The organism is Nodularia spumigena CCY9414 (genome assembly GCF_000340565.2).
In the GTDB taxonomy this organism is placed as follows: Bacteria; Cyanobacteriota; Cyanobacteriia; order Cyanobacteriales; family Nostocaceae; genus Nodularia; species Nodularia spumigena.
This window is the reverse complement of record NZ_CP007203.1, coordinates 4,036,217-4,053,883: the sequence shown is the minus strand read 5'-3', so window position 1 is coordinate 4,053,883 and position 17,667 is coordinate 4,036,217. Positions and strand designations below refer to the sequence as shown.

Below are 17,667 nucleotides of genomic sequence, written 5' to 3'. Positions count from 1 at the left end.
TTAACGTTGCTGGGGTCTCCCAGGCTTGGAATTATTCCCGTTCTCTGTAGGCAAAGTTTTGATATATTCTCTAGATTCTTGGGATGGTACTAAAACAACTTGGTTTAGCCAACTATCATTTTTATCCTGCAAAGTTTTAATCACCCCGTCTATGTCTATTACCTGAATATCCGCTTTGGGAAACTTTGGCTTCACTTGGGTTAACAAGCCTTGTGCATCTTGCTTACTTAAAAACAAAGGAATCAGTTGCTCTTTGTCAGATTTCAGTTGAATAGGCACATAACCCTGGTCTGGGGAAAATCTCACAGCAAATACAGGCACACTGGTAAACTGATTTACCTGTTGACCACTTTTACGCAGTAATTCCATTGCCCCCTTGATTTCCTGTTCTACAGGTTTAAAGGCAAATAGCAGGCGTTCTGACTGGTTTTTACTTTGTTGTAATTGCTGATAAATAACTCCTAGAGGCACTGCTGTTACTTGTAGGCTTTTCACCATTTGTTGCGTTTTCGGATCTTTGCCTTGGGCCCCTTGCAGTTCCTTAATAAAACTTTGAGCTTCCTGGCGACTCATATAAACACCTGTTACCGAACCACCAGGTTTTTCAGCATTTGGTAAGGGACGACTCAATGGTAAACCTTCTTTATTCGTAATTAGATATACAGGAACTGCATCCAATTTGATTTTTATTTGCTCTTCTGACAAAGCCAGCACTGGTAAATTCCCCACAAAAACCGATCCCACTAATGTACTTCCGACTAGCCCTAATGTTGCGCCCCAGCGCACTAATGCTTTCATGATTGCTCCTCGCCTCAATAGTTAAATTAAGCCAGACAAATGGTTGGATTAGCACCACACTAACTAGTTTTAGTTATATAGCAATCCATTTAAAATGTGAAAAATGTATTTTGGCGCTTCAATATTAACAATTTATGCTCAAAAAGCGCTGTTTTCCCACCCTTAACAATTTCTCTAGTAATGCGATCGCGGTGTGTTGTTTTCGATTTACCCTTGCTATTCACTGCAAAATGCTGTTAATACTTGCTGAGTTTGCTCTTGAGAACCAAAAACTTCCCCGGAGATTTGAGATGCTCAATGCCACGTTATTGGTTTTCTTAAATCTAGATGACGACATGACATAATTAATCGTTCCACCCGATGCTGCTTTAATCCGAAGTCCTCAAACTCACGACAGCAATGAGCCAAAAAAATAAACTTCTTGGCTAACAGCTAAATTTTGAAAGACTTTGATATTTCGGCTAATAGTTGGAAAACAACATTTTAAATCGGGATGACAGGATTCGAACCTGCGACATCCTGCTCCCAAAGCAGGCGCGCTACCAAGCTGCGCTACATCCCGGACAAATTAATCTCACTCCAGCTGGTTGGGTTTTAAATTTACCGAACAGCTAGGAAAATCAAATTATAGCCTAAATGGTAAAACTGTGTGGAATCTTTTCCAATTATTAACTTACCAGGGCAATAATAATACTATAGCAGGTTTAAGATATCTTGGCTAGCCAATTTTATCTTTTATCTAAGCAAAATCAATTGCTTGACAAAAAACATTTGGGCTGTGCGGCTGAATCGGCATTACAAGACAGATAATTGTTTGCCTATCAGCAGCTCATATGCTCCAAAAACATAGCAATATTGACAATTGCACCATTATAGGCGCTTTTTTGTAGCCAGATGCTCTCTTGTTGCTCAAAATTAGTGCGGATACCAAAACATACCTTTAATGCCTTCTGGGTCTGACATGAAACCCATACCCCGATAAAAATCGAGAACATGAGGGTCAGCAAAGAGAGTAACATTGCTAATTTCCTCACTTCTGAGTTTTTTGAGTACGTATTTCATCAGCGCCTTACCCAGTCCTTGACCTTGAAAGTCCGGGTGAACTACCACATCCCAAATAGTGGCATTAAACGCATGATCTGAAGTAGCACGAGCGAAACCAATGAGCCGTCTTTTGTTTCCTCGCACTTGCCACATAGAGGCTACAAGAAAACTATGCTCAATGGCTTTTTTTACTTTTCTTAAAGGACGACGCGACCAACCTACTGCATCACAAAGTTCCTCTAGTTCATACAGGTCAATATCTCGCTCCGTACTAAAAACGATGCGAGTTTCTTTCCCAGAAGCTTCACTAGCGCTATTACCGCTAGACTCGCCCGAAACAGAACCTGTACGTTCTTCAAAAGAGGTAGTTTTACTTGTTGCTACAGACTCAGGACTATTAAACCAAGTTTTCCAAAAACCCATGCCAACGTGGTTCGGGTAGTATAACTAAATTGGTTTCCACTTTCAAAGGAGTGTTGATTCACGTTTTACAAAGCTGAAACCTTAAATACCCTTCGCACGTAAATTTTTTTAGATGTTTCCGGGATTTTTAATGGCAACCGCTTTTTATGGCGTGTTTCAGACCAATCATTTTCAAGTCTAGCATTTTGTTGTGGAGCCTAGGAGAAATTTCCCAAAAAGCGAAAAAGATTAGGTAAATTGTCTGGGATTTTAAATTAGGAATTGGAGATTGGGGAATAATTACCTGCAAACCCCTATCTTTAAGATATGGGAAAGAAAAAATTGTGTGCCGCACGCTACGCGTCTCCACACAAAACCTAATTATCTCAGTCAAAGAATTTAAGTAATTTTTTGGGATTTTCTAGTCCCCAATTCCCTGGTGATGAAAGCAAGCGAGTCCTACACCCAACGATGGCTTCTGGTTTAAAATCTTCGACACTGGAACTTCTAAAGCGCTTTAACCGAGCCTTTCCCCAGTTTTATGAGCAATTTGTGAGTAGTGAGATTCAACTGCAAAATTTGCGGCTAGCCTACCGTCTTTATAAAACCAAACGTGCCGTTATCGAATTAAAGTCGGAAGGTAGCAAAAGCGCCCTGCATTTTGCTTACCGCAACCAGTCGTTTCTTCTGAGTGATATTTTTGGTGTCCTAGCAGCTTATGGGCTAACCATTCATGGTTTAAGTCTATATGGTCAAATCCGACCACCGATGTTGGTTTTTATCAAACTTCTGGTATCTCGTGGTAGTCAAGCCCTAACCGAGAAAACCGCCGAAAATGTCTGCCGCGCCATTCGTGAGGCTCTAGGTGGGCGGTTTGAGGTAGAAGAAATGCTGGCAGTAGAATTTAATTTAGATACTGGACTAGAACAAGTACAGACAGAGTTTTATGTTGATCCAGTATTTCATCTCCCCGCCCTGGTAATTGAAGCCGACAATCAACCGGGATTATTTTACAAAGTCATGCACACTATTTGGCAGGAAGACCTATTAGTGGTCAATGCCAATTTGCTGGTTTGGCGCGGACGCACCCGGCTCATCCTCTATTTGTTAGGGCCGAATGAAAGCCTGATTCCTGAATATTTGGGACACAAAATTGCTGAAGGGGTGAGATTGAGGTTGTTGGATAGGTAAATATACAATCAATTGGTTGCGGTGAGCAGTCCCCCACCAGATCAAAGGTTCGTGGTGGGAAAAACCCCGTTTCGGGACTGGGTAATGGGTAATTGTGAATAAATATGTCCGGAGTCACAGCCCTGGCATAATTTTTTCTTTGAAAACCCAGTCCCATTCCCCATTCCCCATTCCCCATTCCCCAGTCCTTTTGAAAAATTAATTGGTTTGCTCCATTCCGTATTTAGTCGCGTCCGTTCTTAAGGGTACGATATTAAGTATGGCAACCATTGAAATATTGGGCGTTCCACACGCATACGAGCTGACTGCTCCTACTTCCTATCCCCATGCTTTAGTGTTTATCCACGGTTGGCTAAATAGCCGTGGGTATTGGCAACCTGTAATTTCCCGCCTGTCAGTTGATTTGCAGTGTCTGTCTTATGATTTGCGCGGTTTTGGTGAGTCGAAATCCCAGCCAGAAGCAGATTTTAGTCAGGCACAAACCAATGTCACCTTGAGTTCTCACTCAATTGATGACTTGAGTTTGCCTTTTGATTCTATTTATACACCAGCTGTTTATGCTCAGGATTTAGCCGCCCTTCTCGAACAGATGAATATTACTAGTGCTTGGCTGATTGGGCATTCCTTGGGAGGCACAATTGCCCTTTGGGCAGCTGCTCAAATACCTGAATGTGTTCAAGGAGTCATCTGTATTAACGCCGGTGGTGGTATTTATCTCAAAGAGGCCTTTGAGCAGTTTCGTTCAGCCGGTCAAAAATTTTTGCAGGTCCGTCCGCGCTGGCTGTCTCATATGCCTTTAATTGATTTGTTGTTTACCAGAGCGAGTGTAGCCCGTCCATTAGATCGACATTGGGCGCGTCAGCGAGTGATTGATTTTGTGATGGCTGACCCAGAAGCTGCACTAGGAGCATTGCTAGATTCCACAACTGAGGAAGAAGTCAACCGTTTACCTCAGCTAGTGTCTCAATTGCAGCAGCCAGTTTATTTTTTGGCTGGTACTGATGACAAGGTGATGGAACCCAAGTATGTTCGCCATTTAGCTAGTTTCCATCGGCTTTTTCAATATACTGGCGACAATGTGATTGAAATTCCTGATTGTGGTCACTTGGCAATGTTAGAACAGCCCGATGCAGTTGCTGCTCATATTAGGTCAATAGTCAATGGTTGAATTGGGGAGTGGGGAGTAGGGAGTGGGGAGTGGGGAATGGGGAATGGGGAATGGGGAATGGGGAGTGGGGAGTGGGGAGTAGGCTGCGTTATAGATGTTAGTCCTAAAGCACTGAGAATCTGGGATGGTGCGTTGCGCTACGCGACAACACACCCTACAAAAAAAATAGACTTTTTCCTGCAATTACGAATTACGAATTACGAATTACGAATTAATACAATTTCATTATTTGGCTGAGTGGCAATCTAGACTCAACACCTAATGTTATGGGTGATGTATGACCAAGTTTTAGGTGATGAGAGGCGGCGCAGGCTATCATGGCGGCGTTATCGGTACAGTATTTGAGGGGTGGGAACAGAACACGCAGGTTATGCTCGGCAGCAGCTGCCTGTAAGATTTTTCTGAGGCTGCTGTTAGCTGCTACTCCTCCACCCACGGCAATGGTGTTGAGATTATAGTCGAGGGCGCAGGCGATCGCTCTTTTGGTCAGCGATCGCGCTACAGTTTCCTGAAAGCTAGCCGCTAAATCAGCCACTGGCAGTTGTTTTTCATCTTTCTCTAATTGCTGCACTAACCGCAGTACCGCCGTCTTTAACCCACTAAAACTGCTGTCATAGCGATGATATCCCCCACCAGGTAAAGAAACTTTACCTTCTGGCAAAGCAAAGGCGCGGGGATTACCCGTTTGTGCTAATTGGTCAATGACTGGACCACCGGGATAACCCAGTTTTAATAACCGTGCTACTTTATCAAAGGCTTCACCAGCCGCATCATCACGAGTTGACCCCAGGGTTTCGTAAATACCACAATCCTTTACATAAATCAAGCTTGTATGTCCACCGGAAACGAGTAAGCTAAGAAATGGGGGATTTAAAGTTGGCTCACTCAAATAAGTCGCGTAAATGTGACCTTCAAGGTGATGCACTCCCAAAAATGGCTTGTTGTGTAACATTGCTAAGGTTTTAGCAGCAGTTAACCCTACCAATAGCGCTCCTACGAGTCCAGGGGCGCAGGTGGCGGCGATACCATCGATTTGCTCCCAGTTCAGTTGGGCTTGCTCTAGTGCTTGAGCGATCGCCTCATTGATCGTTTCTAGATGTTGCCGGGATGCCACCTCTGGCACTACCCCGCCATATTGACTATGAACTAGGATTTGGGAAGCTACGATACTGCTATAGACTTGACGATTATTTACAATTGCGACGGCAGTTTCATCGCAGCTGGTTTCTATTGCTAAAACAGTTGCCATTGTCAGGTTGTGTTAAGTAACGATTTGTTGGAGAAGCTTTAACTTTTATTTACTTAAACTTTACTCGGTTCCCGGCCAAGAGTATGATTACTAGCTAGTTATGCAAATAAAGAAATGTACAAGCCGCTTCGTTTTGTACAAAGAACTTTTTGTTTTGTAATAAAAGGAAACAAATCTATGAGACGATTGTTTGCTTTGATTTTAGCGATTTGTCTTTGGTCTAATTTTGCCCCCCCAGCCCAAGCGCTTGGAGCTAACTTAGTACCCTGTAAAGACTCTCCCGCCTTTCAAGAGCTAGCAAAGAATGCCCGTAACACCACCGCCGATCCCGAATCTGGGAGAAAGCGGTTTGAGCGTTATTCTCAGGCACTGTGTGGTCCAGAAGGTTATCCTCACTTGATTGTTGATGGTCGCCTAGACCGGGCTGGTGACTTCCTAATTCCCAGCATTCTCTTTTTGTATATTGCTGGTTGGATTGGCTGGGTAGGCCGTGCTTACCTGCAAGCTATCAAAAAGGAATCCGATACCGAAGCCAAAGAAATCCAAATCGATCTCGGTTTGGCACTACCCATTATCGCCACAGGTTTTGCTTGGCCTGTAGCAGCGATTAAAGAACTCCTTTCAGGCGAATTAACCGCTAAAGATTCAGAAATCACTGTTTCTCCTCGTTAATTTTTCCTAACTCAATTCATTTGTTTTGGAGACTAAATTCATGGCAGAAGAAAAAGGCGCTCAATCGTCCTATTTCATGACATTTCTTTCTACTGCTCCAGTAGCAGCTACTATCTGGCTCACCATTACAGCCGGGATTTTAATTGAATTTAACCGCTTTTTCCCTGACTTACTTTTCCACCCACTACCATAAGTAGAAAATGGAATTTACTGCTGAATATTGTGTAATTGGATTACTGAATCTAATTAGGCGAAAGTCTCACTCAAATTAGCAGGAAATATAGGCTGTGAAACTCGTATTGCTGTAAATAGCTTGCGAGTTTCGTAGTTTAATAAAGCAGGTAAATTAATTTTTCTAAACTTCCCAGCTAAAAAACATCTTTGGCAACAAATAATATTAATAATATAAAAATGCCACCATTCTAATTTAGAGGCGAACAAAAAATATGGCGCAAGCAGTAAATTCAGCGAAAAATCGCCCCAGCGATCCCAGAAATCGTGAGGTTGTTGCTCCAGCAGGACGTGACCCCCAGCAAGGAAACCTAGAAACCCCGATTAATTCCTCTCCCTTGGTGAAGTGGTTCATCAATAACTTACCCGCCTATCGTCAAGGTCTCAATCCTTCTAGACGTGGATTAGAAGTGGGTATGGCTCATGGTTACTTGCTATTTGGGCCTTTTGCTAAATTGGGTCCTCTACGTAATGCAACTAACGCTAATTTAGCTGGGTTACTGGGAGCAATCGGTTTGGTTGTGATTCTCACCGCCTGTCTATCCCTGTATGCCAATAGCAATCCCTCTAAAGCACTTGCCAGTGTAACTGTTCCTAACCCTCCCGTAGATGCTTTTAACTCCAAAGAAAGCTGGAATAATTTCGCCAGTTCTTTCTTAATTGGTGGGATTGGCGGTGCAGTAGTGGCTTATTTCTTGACTAGCAATTTGGGAGTCATTCAAGCTCTATTTGGTTAATTTAATTTTTTGATAATTAGGCATTAGGCATTGGTAATAGCTTAATTTTAATTAAGTTTTATTACCCATGCCTAATGTTCTATTTTTTATTGCCAGGAAACAAGGGAAAAGCTTCGCTCTTCTTCTGTGTGCTTTTTTGTTTGGTGTAAAAAATGCTTAGTATCAAAGAGTTTCAACTATCCAAATAAAGTGGCTTCTATGGCTTTGAGAGCGGTTTCTAAATCGTCATTAACGATTTGAACATCAAATTCGTCTGCTGCTTGAATTTCTTCTTGGGCGCGGCGTAGGCGACGAGCGATCGCTTCTTCAGAATCTTGGGCGCGTCCACGTATCCGGCTCTCTAATTCATTCAGGGAAGGCGGTAAAATAAAAATGCTCAGAGCGCTAGGGAAGGAAGTGCGGATTTGTCTTGCCCCTTTGAGTTCAATTTCCAGCACCACCAAGTTGCCAGATCGAACTTGGTTAAGCACAGCTTCACGGGGAGTACCGTAATAATTCCCCGCAAATTCTGCCCACTCCAAGAATTCACCTTGGGAAACTAATTGTTCAAACTTAGTGCGGCTAATAAAGTAATAATTTTCGCCGTTAATTTCTCCTGGACGAGGAGAACGAGTCGTCACGGATACAGAATAGTAAAGTTCAGGATGACGTTTTAACAGCGCTTGCATTAAAGTGCCTTTACCAACCCCACTGGGGCCAGTTAAAACAATTAGCCTGCCTGGAGAGGGACTTTCTTTGGTGGGAGCATCACTGTGGATAGGTAAAACTTGCATCATCCGTTCAAACTGTGAATTAATTATTAGACATTATTCATGAGTCATTAGCTGTGTTTTCGTTATCAGAAAAACTTTTGACCAACGAATTTGTAGCACGGGTGACAGAAAACTTGTCTAATTCACATGGTACTGCTGATGTGGTGCAAATAGGTGTAGGGTTATTGACAGTACAAATTTTAGATTTAGGATTTAGGATTTTGGAATTGGTTTTTTTTCGGTTTGAGCAAGGCTGCTATGCCTACTCTCAAATCTAAAATACTCACTGCCCAGCGTCAGCAGCGCTCACGCTAATCTAAAATCCCCAAGGTATATTCCCCTGGTTGATGCAGTCAATCTAAAATTACAAATCTAAAATCCCAAATTCTTTTACCTATATGAATCAGTTCTCTACACTATGATGCTCGCGGGAAATCACAAACCGATTCGCTACTGTTTCCGGTTGAATCGCTGAAAGAATGACGTGGCTGGAATCAGTGATAATTACGGCCCTAGTCCGACGACCGTAAGTTGCATCCACTAGCTGACCTCTGTCCCGTGCATCGGTAATGATCCGTTTAATGGGGGCAGATTCTGGACTAACGATGGCAACTACTCGGTTGGCAGACACGATGTTACCGAAACCAATGTTGATTAATTGTATTTCCATAAAAAAAATTGACACCAAATCTGGTGTGACAAGCTGGTAAGGTAATTATTCCATGTTATCGCCAAAAAACGGTAGTTACAACGCTTTACGTTTAGTAAGCCTGAGTTTTTAAAAGACAAATGGTTTGTTTAGCTGGTAAATAGCTGGATATACTTAAAATATGCCCCAGGAGATATGCGAAATTATAAAAAAACAATCTAATTAACTGAGCCAATTTATTTTGAGTAAAATTTAGATTTAAATTAGACGTAGTGATAATTTTCCTACATCTGAAGATTGTCATCAGCAAATATTGTTTCTTCGACAATACATTAGGGAACACTAGAACATAAATTATCCCATATGGTGGGACATCCAGGTATAGCGACTTCAGACATCACGCCGTCCTTTCCCGTCCTTAGTGATTAGCGGGCAAGGTGCCTGTTCCACAAAACAAATTTGGAAATATTTTTTTATTTGTCAGTTTCTTACTGCGGCGATCGCATTTGTACTCTTGACAAAAATAGAACATTGCCGTTATTCTATACCAGGACTTACGCAAAATATCTCTCAAACCCTCTTTTCTTCTCCCAAGGGGAGACGCTACGCGAACGTGTTCTTCGTTCCTTCGTGTTTCGTTTTTTCATAATTTTGCGTAAGTCCTATATACATTAGAGCAGTTAAGATGTCAAAACAAGCGTAATGCTTGGGTTTTCGTCTCATGAGCCGCACCTTTAGGTACTGCGGATTTTGAGACGGTAATCGTTACCAAAATTAACCTTTCAGATGTGTCTGAGATTTCAGGTTGAAATATAGATTGATCTTCTGATACTGCCTCAGAAATAAATAGAGGCTTTCTATGAGCAAGCAAGCGGTTCAATCGTTTCCCGTGTAGCTATTTTTTGGTATTGACAAAATAGTAGAAAAATGCATGAATTGTTAAATTTTCAGAACGAAAAGCTTTTGCAGCAGGCGTTGACTCACCGTTCCTATGTCAACGAAAATCCTGGCGAAAAGCATAATGAGCGCCTAGAATTCTTAGGTGATGCCTTACTGACATTTATCAGTGGTGAGTATCTCTATACTCGCTATCCAGAGATAGCAGAAGATGAAATGACTCGCCGCAGATCGGCATTAGTGGACGAAAAGCAACTGGCTAAATTTGCGATTGAAGTAGGTTTAGATTTTAAAATGCGCTTGGGAAGAGGAGCCATTCAGGATGGCGGTTTTCAAAGTCCCAATTTATTAAGTAGCGCCTTTGAATCAGTTGTGGGAGCTTATTATTTAGATTGCGATCGCAACATTGAAAAAATTCGCCCAATTATCGCAGATTTATTTAACTCTGTCCCTCAAGCAATTATGGAAATCCGTTCTAATGTCGATTCCAAAAATCGATTTCAAGAGTGGGTACAGGCAAAATTCGGAACTTTACTACCTAAGTATATCACCGAACGCATCGGAGGGCAGGATCATGCTCCAGAATATCTGGCTCAGGTTTTTGTTGGTGAGCAGGTTTACGGATACGGAAAAGCGCGTGGTAAGAAGGAGGCTGAAAAACAAGCGGCGGAAAATGCCTTATCTAATCTCACAAAACAGGGCTTGATTTAGCTGGTGTCTTGGTGGTTAATATAATTTTTCTCACCACCAAGACACAAACAACACTCAATCTTTAGTTGTTTTTTTCAGTTCTTGCCATCTTGCTCGCAGTTGATTCAAGTTAGGAGTATGACCACCATAACGCCAATCTACATAAGCTTGGCAAATTTCATCTATTACCTGAGCCGTTGCTGGGGCGTGATGCTGGTGTGAGACGCTGGCATACTCTAGGGGTGTCTGTGCTGGGTGCTTACCCAAACCTTTTTCATCTACCCATTGCAGCATTTGCTGATACAGACTTTCCATTGGGGGTAACTTTTTCAACCAACGACGTTTCGACCATTCTCGCCACTGTCCCCAACCTAGCCAAGCGAAAAATGCTGTGGTTGTTGCCAAGATTAAGCCAGTTAAAACACCCAGCCATCCTTGAGAAAATAAAGCCAAAAACCGCACCAAAGCTCTCACTAACCAGCCAAATATGGTTCCAAAAAGAGTGTTTAAAAATCCTGTTACCGGGCTTGGTAACCAGCCAGCTACCCATTGCCAAAACTGCCGCATTACACTAAATGTCTGAATATCCTCAATAGAAGGAGGAATCAAAGGATGATTGGGAATGGGGTCAAAAGCAAACCAGCCATATCGGGGGAAATAGACTTCCGTCATGGCGTAAGCATCTGTGTTCCGGACAACGTACATCCCGGTAAAGGGATTAAACTCTCCCGCACTAAAACCAGCCACTAACCTGGCGGGGATACCAATAGAACGCAGCATCACCGTGAGAACTGTGGAAAAGTGGTCGGGATAGCCGCCTTGGTTTTTGAACAAGAAAGCCTCTACTAAGTCTTCGTCTTCGCTTAAAAAAGGCAGTCCTAGAGGATTTTCGGGAATAGAGTAGTTTTGCTTGAGGTACTGCGCTAGGTAGAGAGCTTTTTCATAAGCTGAATCGAGAGTTTTTTGAGAATTTGCTATGCGTTCTTGGTTGTAATTAGTCAGGATTTCTTCAGTCCGTTGACGAATTTTGTCAGTAATTTCCGTTGGAGTTTGTAAATAATAATCTTTAATTTCCGGGGGATATTTAGTAGAAGCCTGTCCTAATGAAGTGCGATCGCGGTATGGTACTTGGGAAACCACAGTGTAGGTGAGGCCTTCTGATAATCCTACAGGCGATCGCAGACCATTTTCTTGATCAACAGCAATAATCGGCGCGGGATAATAGACTTCTTTGGGATGAGCCATCGCCGGAATCAAGTTAGGCAAATCTGACACCACTGTGTAAGTTTGCACTATTTCTCGACTCAGACCCATAACTATTGGCAAAGGCAGACGAATTTGGTAAGACCAAGGCGCTCGCCTGTGGGTAGTAACGTCATCATTGCGGGAAATCTCCCATCCTTTCCCGGTGTAGCGGTCAAAAGCCAGCACTCGCCAAAATCCTTCAATTTGCGATCGCACCCGCATAACTATCTTGGGTGTCATTTCTCCCCGCAGGTTTTGGTTCATCTGGCTATTAAAACCGTAATAAAAATTATTATCAACGCTGCCTGGTTCACCGTTTTCGCCTTGTCCATCCCCAGTTCCAGTACCTTGATTACTGCCCCTACCTTGACGGACATAACCAGGATTAAGAATCGTCTGACCTGTAAAATCATCCTGGACACTAATGGGGGCGCTGACAGGAAAACTCCGGAGTTGATAACCAGGGAATCGGGGTAAAACTGCAAAAATTGCCAGACCCAGCCCGACAATCACCAAAAAATTGAAAGTTAAGAATTTAAAATTTAAAATTGCCGAATTTTGCTGCGGGAACTTTTTATTTTTTAGTTTTAATTCCTGAATACCGAGTTGAGAGCGATAGTTTAAGACTAAAGTGGGTAAAGCGATCGCTAGAAATAATAGCAGCATGGGCGCAAACTCCAGAGTTTGGCTGATTGTTGCGGCCACACCCAATAAAATCAAACCTATAACTATGGAATAACCCAAGCTTTTGCGGCGAGGCGTATCAAAGCTGTGGAGTATTTGTAGTTGAATTAATAACTCTGCTAAAGCCAGTCGCGTATCATGCAATTCTCCCACCAAGCGCCCAAAAAAAGCACCTAGCGCAATTAACATTCCGATGGCGATGCAGAACTTAACGGGAACATTAGCACTGAGACGATGGTAGTAACTCCAGGCCGTACCTACCATACTTAACGGTACCGCCCACAGACTGAATTGAGTCCCAGCCGCAATGTCAGTTGCTACAACTCCGACAATTACCAACCCTAGCACCAGTACCCGTAAGGAAAGGGCATTTTCCACTTCCCTTGACGCTGACCCCCGGACATTTTGCCGCCAGTAACGACCTATAGGTAGAAGCGAAACCTGATTGATCCTAGATAACTTAAACATTGAGAATATAAACAAAGGATGTTGTAGATGCCACAGACACAATATTGGGGATGTCAACTGATACCAATTTGAAAAAAAAATTCGACAGATACAATCATGTGGTCACCCAGATTGAGTCTGACTTTTTTAATTACAAATCATGAATGACAAATTGGTATGACTACCTTGCTTGTTCCTGGGTGATTTTTCCCGCGAATTCATCTCAAGAAAAAAAACTCCCCGAAGGCAAGCTATATCAGTTTTAGTATCTGAATAAATGTGTCATTTTCGCTGCGGTTTTGAAAGAAAAACTCATGAGCGGTTGTGAATAAAGTAGAAACCCTAATGATCGATGTTGCTAAAAGATCAGATTGAAACCACCATAACCATCTGATATATATATATCGGTGTTAATCAACCTCAAAAAATCACAGTGGTGATTTCAACTAAATTGTGGGACTAATGACAAACAGTAAAGGCTGTTGGTCTAGTTCAGGAAAATCAACTTCCAGAGTATAAATGGGAGTTGGCTGATTACAGTATAATTCTACACTCAAATTTCCCGGAGTGTGAGAATTTGCTACTGCTTGGTTGCCATTTCCTTGCAACTTCAAAATTCCTGGACAGGGTAACTTACAATTAACACTCAACTGTGTCAGCTGATTTTGAGACTGGTATTCTACCCTCAAAGTCAGAGTGCCAGCACTAGTGAGCCATTGTCTTTCTACCACTGGATGAGCGGATGATACGGGTAAAGTCAAATTATCTAGCAGTTGTTGAGCTGCTAGTAACGACAATGCCATCTGCTGGCGTGGTTGTAAATCTGAGTAATCCTCCTGAATCTGAGGCATAGTTTCCGGAGTATTCACAGACCGATAGGTGCTTCTCAACACCAATCCAGCGAGATCATTGATTGTCTGTGACTCATTGGGGAAGAAGCTCTCAACCACCTGAACTAGTTTTGCCCCTAGAGGTAGCGAAGATGTGATCAACCCTTGACATTTTGTCAACAATTCTTGGAAAACTTTCTCTGGCAAAGGAATAGGCAGATTCAGCTTTGTCTGCTGTGCTATCCATCCCCAGTTGGGACTTAATGCCGGCGATCGCTCTTCCACAAAATCTGAGTACTCTACTAATTGTGACTCCCAAGGAAATAAAGGAGGCTGCTTTTCGACTTCGAGTTGTAACCGACGCTTAAGGACGGCTTGGAAACGTTCTTGCACAGTAGGAATTTCTCCCAATTGAAAGGTTTGGGGCATTCCTCCCAATTCAGGCTCACCGCCTGTAAAGGCGGCTACCTCCTTGAGAGGGTCTTCTACCCCGTAAATTTCCTTACAATTTAGCAATTTAGCCTCATTGGTGTTAGCTTTATTTGCCAACAACCAATGGATTAAATTGGTTTGTAAAGATTCTGAGTCACTATTCATGAGTAGATGCACTTGATCCGGATACTAGGGAGTTACGAATTTCCCATGCTTGTTCGAGCATTTTAAACCACCGTTTTTGCAGTTGCGCTGTGGACAACCCTAAAGTTTTGGCAATTTTTTCATCTGGTTGTCCAAGTTGTTTCAATTCTAGTAACGAGCGCTGCTTGTCGTCCAATTGCGTTGTATAATCTTGCCATTGCTGGGGCGTTAAACCTAAATTAGTGTGCAGTGAGGCTTCCAACCACTCGTGAACTAATTCCCAACGGTGTAACAAGGCAAACCGAATCAGATGATATTTAAAGCGTTGCTGTAAGTAGTCGCGCTGACGGGGGGTTAAACCCAAAATTGACTCAATTTCCTGAGTTGATAAATCTTGAAGACGGAGAGCGAAATAATCAGCACAATCAGATTGTTGCCGTTGTGCGAGATAATCCATTAATTCTGTAATCACAACCGAACGCAGAGTATCTTCTTCTGGTTCCGGTTCTGGTTGCATGGCCATTGCTGAACGCAATTGCTGTACTGCTGGTTCTTCCCAAGAACCGTCATTATCGTTAGAACTACCTTCTGCGGCTTGTTCTATATCTACGCTGGTTTCCTGGGGTTGCTGTTGCGAAAAGGTTTGCGCCCGCAGGATAATTAGTTGCTGCTGTCGCCCTGGTAAGGGAATTCTTCGCTTACCATAGCGTTCAGTAAATGCCATGTACTCTGCTAATTCCAGGAGACTTTGGGGACGATAAGTGGGACCCATTTGGTTTTCCCGCCGGAAAGCATTTAAGGCTTCGAGATAAAAACCTTGGAGGAAATCTTCAATAATGGTTAATCGCCCTTGATAGCTCAACTGCCTTTGAGGAGGATTAATGTAGCGATAAATAATTGCACTCAGAGTGCTGTGTAACTCTACCCTACCCCGACTCGAACCCAACTGATAGTACCTGAAACACTGTTGTAGCCGATGTCTCGCCAGGGAAATAGCCGAGCTTTGGATATCACCCGAAGCCTGAATACGTTTACTTTCTTGGCAAATTCTGTATACTTCGGTGGTAATTCTGGTGGCGACATCATGGCAATTCTGCTTGGAAGCTTTAGTTGATTCCTGAAGTTCCTTGTATAGCAGTTGGAATGTCCCCTCAAAGCCGATAGAATTTTCTTCCTGAACGGTTGGGGTGGGAACTGTTGTGGTGGGAATTGTTGCGGTTGCGGCTGAATTCATAGTCTCGGTTTTCAAAAGACCCTAAAATACCTAAGTAAAACCTGTGACGACTGTGGGTGTTGGCTGGCTGTTTAAATTTGCGTATAAGCTAAACGCAGGCTATTCCAATGATTCGGATGTGCCTATTTTTATGTTTCCCACTGTGATGGGATAGTTCAGAATTTGATAGATGCTTTTGCCATTACCCACCGAGCCGTTTACAAGTCATTATGGATTTAAAAAAACAAATTCAATTGCTGATTAATAATGCACCCCGCGATGGCATAACACCACATCTTGTTTCAGCAATTAGCCCTGTATTGCTTGCGATCGCTAAAAGGTTACGCCATTCCCAGTACTATATTCTTCAGAGTTCGGAACAGAACTGGGTTTTAACTACATTGAGCAATCGGGCCAATCCAGGATTGGAAAGGCGTGTTATCTACGCTTTTCCTACCATACAGGATGTCTCCCTAAGTTCACCTGCTGGGCTTGACCCTCAAATGCTAGCTAAAATTGTTCCCGTCACCCATATTTTGTTCCAATTGGTGGCATTAGAACCCGTAGATAGTATCGTTTTTTTGGAAACGCCGGGTCAGACCACTCATACCTGTGAAATCCAACGTTCAGAATTGCTTCATCTCCTACAACAACAGATGAAACAACAGCAAACGGGTAAACAGATACCTCCGAATATTGCATAAATAAATTTTGCAGTTGGGATTCATTAGATACATCTCAAATCCCAACTGCAAAGACTAAAATTTTTAATTTAAAAATCTCAAATTTGTTAATAAAGCCGACTAAGTACGTAGTCAGCGATGTTAATTAGTGCCTCCCGTGATTCGGAGGGTGCAATCACCTGAAGATGATCAACTGCTAACTTGGCATGGTAAGCCGCTAATTCCCGCGCTTGCTGGATACCTTGACTGTCTTGAATCAGCTCTAGGGCTTGCTCTAAGTCTCCTTCTTGCTCAAACTTCCGTTCAATGAGCGCTTCTAGGTCTGGTTTTTCCCCTAAAGCAAATAAAACGGGTGCGGTGAGATTACCACTTTTGAGATCAGATCCGGCTGGTTTACCCAAAGTATCAGTTGTGCTGGTGAAATCTAAAATATCATCGACAATCTGAAATGCCAGGCCTAGATGACGGCCGTAGTCGTACAGATTTTCGGCAGTTTCTGGGGAAGCGTCACTGAGTAACGCAGCTGCTTTGGAACTGTTGGCAATTAAGGAGGCTGTTTTGTAATAGCTCTTTTTGAGGTAAGTCTCTATAGAGATGCCATTATCAAAACAATTTATTCCTTGCTGGATTTCGCCTGTAGCCAGATCCATAATCACTTCTGAGAGTAGTTTCACCACCTCCAAATTATCCAAGTTGGCTAAATACCAGGATGATTGGGCGAAGAGAAAATCTCCTGCTAGGACAGCAATGCGATTACCGAACAGACTATGAACAGTAGGCACACCACGTCGCATTTGTGATTCATCTACCACATCGTCATGCACTAGGCTTGCCGTGTGAATCATTTCCGTGATTTCTGCTAGGCGGCGGTGACGCAGCGTTATGTCTTCTTCTAACATTGTGGCCCGCGATATCAGCAGAACAATTGCTGGTCTGATACGCTTTCCCCCAGCTCCGAATAGATGTTCGGCTGCCATAAATAGGATGGGGTGGCGATTTCCAACTAGCTGCTTGAGGTTTTCTGCTAGTAGTCGCAGGTCTGCTTCCACAGGGGTAAACAGGGAGGTGGCTGAGGTCATGGATGGGCGGACTCTGGCTTAGGTTACGAAAGTTTACATATCCTACACTCATTTTAAGATAAGCCTGTGCCAGCGCAAAGTTTTGATTAGACACTATCTGCTTATTTGCTGTCTTTTATTTGCCAATTGTGCAGATGAGCGAGAACTACAAGTTGGCTGGAATCCTTACGGACAGGCTCTATAGCTATGCTTCGTCTTCAGAAAAATATTCTCTGCATCAGGCAAATATTTTTTTTATCTTTGTTGTCTATGTCATTCAAAGTAAAGAAATAAAACTTATAGCTGGGGAGTGGGGAGTGGGGAGTAGGGTAAAAACCTTTCGGTGTCTAACTTTTATGATCAGTTTATGTGCTAACGTCCTTGGCGGTTGCTATACTTAATATTTTTTGTATATTTTTGAGAGAACACTACCTCTTGTGTTTTATGTAAA

General features: G+C 42.8%; 18 protein-coding genes and 1 tRNA gene. 9 read left to right on the top strand and 10 right to left on the bottom strand.

The features are described from left to right. The gene (locus NSP_RS17705; protein WP_006194873.1) at positions 1 to 798 is read right to left on the bottom strand and encodes a Tic22 family protein; all 798 of its coding nucleotides are present in this window, start codon (positions 796 to 798) and stop codon (positions 1 to 3) included. A gap of 134 nt (positions 799 to 932) precedes the next feature. Between NSP_RS17705 and NSP_RS27030 the strand changes: the two genes are divergently transcribed. Continuing rightward, on the top strand, positions 933 to 1,142 hold the full coding sequence (locus NSP_RS27030; protein WP_107806788.1) for a hypothetical protein: 210 nt from the start codon (positions 933 to 935) through the stop codon (positions 1,140 to 1,142). A gap of 144 nt (positions 1,143 to 1,286) precedes the next feature. On the opposite strand, the gene NSP_RS17700 is transcribed toward NSP_RS27030, so the two are convergent. Together NSP_RS17700 and NSP_RS17695 are read right to left on the bottom strand one after the other, a co-directional pair. Beyond that, a tRNA-Pro gene (locus NSP_RS17700) sits at positions 1,287 to 1,360 on the bottom strand. A gap of 353 nt (positions 1,361 to 1,713) precedes the next feature. Next, positions 1,714 to 2,265: a GNAT family N-acetyltransferase gene (locus NSP_RS17695; protein ID WP_006194872.1), complete on the bottom strand. Its 552-nt coding sequence runs from the start codon at positions 2,263 to 2,265 to the stop codon at positions 1,714 to 1,716. A gap of 450 nt (positions 2,266 to 2,715) precedes the next feature. On the opposite strand from NSP_RS17695, the gene NSP_RS17690 reads away from it, so the two are divergent. Together NSP_RS17690 and NSP_RS17685 are read left to right on the top strand one after the other, a co-directional pair. Beyond that, complete coding sequence (locus NSP_RS17690) at positions 2,716 to 3,435, top strand: hypothetical protein (RefSeq protein WP_006194871.1); 720 nt, start codon at positions 2,716 to 2,718, stop codon at positions 3,433 to 3,435. A 259-nt stretch (positions 3,436 to 3,694) separates the two neighbouring features. Beyond that, entirely contained in the window at positions 3,695 to 4,603 is a 909-nt protein-coding gene (locus tag NSP_RS17685) for an alpha/beta fold hydrolase (protein WP_006194870.1), read from the top strand. A gap of 211 nt (positions 4,604 to 4,814) precedes the next feature. On the opposite strand, the gene tsaD is transcribed toward NSP_RS17685, so the two are convergent. Beyond that, complete coding sequence (gene tsaD, locus NSP_RS17675; protein ID WP_006194869.1) at positions 4,815 to 5,852, bottom strand: tRNA (adenosine(37)-N6)-threonylcarbamoyltransferase complex transferase subunit TsaD; 1,038 nt, start codon at positions 5,850 to 5,852, stop codon at positions 4,815 to 4,817. A gap of 177 nt (positions 5,853 to 6,029) precedes the next feature. On the opposite strand from tsaD, the gene NSP_RS17670 reads away from it, so the two are divergent. From NSP_RS17670 to NSP_RS17660, 3 genes are all read left to right on the top strand, one after another. Further along, complete coding sequence (locus NSP_RS17670; protein WP_006194868.1) at positions 6,030 to 6,524, top strand: photosystem I reaction center protein PsaF, subunit III; 495 nt, start codon at positions 6,030 to 6,032, stop codon at positions 6,522 to 6,524. A gap of 40 nt (positions 6,525 to 6,564) precedes the next feature. Continuing rightward, positions 6,565 to 6,717 (top strand): photosystem I reaction center subunit IX, encoded by a 153-nt coding sequence (gene psaJ, locus NSP_RS17665; protein WP_006194867.1) that lies wholly within the window; start codon positions 6,565 to 6,567, stop codon positions 6,715 to 6,717. Between the two features lie 253 nt (positions 6,718 to 6,970). After that, positions 6,971 to 7,492, top strand: coding sequence for a photosystem I reaction center protein subunit XI (locus tag NSP_RS17660; protein WP_006194866.1), 522 nt, complete (start codon positions 6,971 to 6,973; stop codon positions 7,490 to 7,492). A gap of 176 nt (positions 7,493 to 7,668) precedes the next feature. On the opposite strand, the gene gmk is transcribed toward NSP_RS17660, so the two are convergent. Beyond that, complete coding sequence (gene gmk, locus NSP_RS17655) at positions 7,669 to 8,268, bottom strand: guanylate kinase (protein WP_006194865.1); 600 nt, start codon at positions 8,266 to 8,268, stop codon at positions 7,669 to 7,671. 74 nt (positions 8,269 to 8,342) lie between these two features. On the opposite strand from gmk, the gene NSP_RS17650 reads away from it, so the two are divergent. Next, on the top strand, positions 8,343 to 8,522 hold the full coding sequence (locus NSP_RS17650; RefSeq protein ID WP_231859492.1) for a guanylate kinase: 180 nt from the start codon (positions 8,343 to 8,345) through the stop codon (positions 8,520 to 8,522). Positions 8,523 to 8,647: 125 nt separating this feature from the next. Here the strand turns inward: NSP_RS17650 and remA are convergent, their stop codons facing one another. Continuing rightward, entirely contained in the window at positions 8,648 to 8,914 is a 267-nt protein-coding gene (remA, locus tag NSP_RS17645) for an extracellular matrix/biofilm regulator RemA (protein ID WP_006194863.1), read from the bottom strand. A 906-nt stretch (positions 8,915 to 9,820) separates the two neighbouring features. Here remA and rnc point away from each other — a divergent pair. After that, complete coding sequence (rnc, locus tag NSP_RS17640) at positions 9,821 to 10,501, top strand: ribonuclease III (RefSeq protein ID WP_006194862.1); 681 nt, start codon at positions 9,821 to 9,823, stop codon at positions 10,499 to 10,501. 54 nt (positions 10,502 to 10,555) lie between these two features. Here the strand turns inward: rnc and NSP_RS17635 are convergent, their stop codons facing one another. The 3 genes from NSP_RS17635 to hetZ all read right to left on the bottom strand — a co-directional run bounded on the left by NSP_RS17635 (position 10,556) and on the right by hetZ (position 15,496). Continuing rightward, a complete protein-coding gene (locus NSP_RS17635) occupies positions 10,556 to 12,877 on the bottom strand; it encodes a transglutaminase TgpA family protein (protein WP_173403301.1) in 2,322 nt (773 codons plus the stop codon). 425 nt (positions 12,878 to 13,302) lie between these two features. Further along, complete coding sequence (locus tag NSP_RS17630) at positions 13,303 to 14,283, bottom strand: hypothetical protein (RefSeq protein ID WP_006194860.1); 981 nt, start codon at positions 14,281 to 14,283, stop codon at positions 13,303 to 13,305. Then, positions 14,276 to 15,496 carry a heterocyst differentiation protein HetZ gene (hetZ, locus tag NSP_RS17625; protein ID WP_006194859.1) on the bottom strand — a complete coding sequence of 407 codons (1,221 nt, stop codon included), beginning with the start codon at positions 15,494 to 15,496 and terminating at the stop codon, positions 14,276 to 14,278. The genes NSP_RS17630 and hetZ overlap by 8 nt, the downstream gene beginning before the upstream one ends. 209 nt (positions 15,497 to 15,705) lie before the next feature. On the opposite strand from hetZ, the gene NSP_RS17620 reads away from it, so the two are divergent. Continuing rightward, positions 15,706 to 16,179 (top strand): hypothetical protein, encoded by a 474-nt coding sequence (locus tag NSP_RS17620; protein ID WP_006194858.1) that lies wholly within the window; start codon positions 15,706 to 15,708, stop codon positions 16,177 to 16,179. Positions 16,180 to 16,265: 86 nt separating this feature from the next. On the opposite strand, the gene sds is transcribed toward NSP_RS17620, so the two are convergent. Next, a complete protein-coding gene (sds, locus tag NSP_RS17615) occupies positions 16,266 to 17,237 on the bottom strand; it encodes a solanesyl diphosphate synthase (RefSeq protein WP_006194857.1) in 972 nt (323 codons plus the stop codon). Positions 17,238 to 17,667 lie beyond the last annotated feature (430 nt).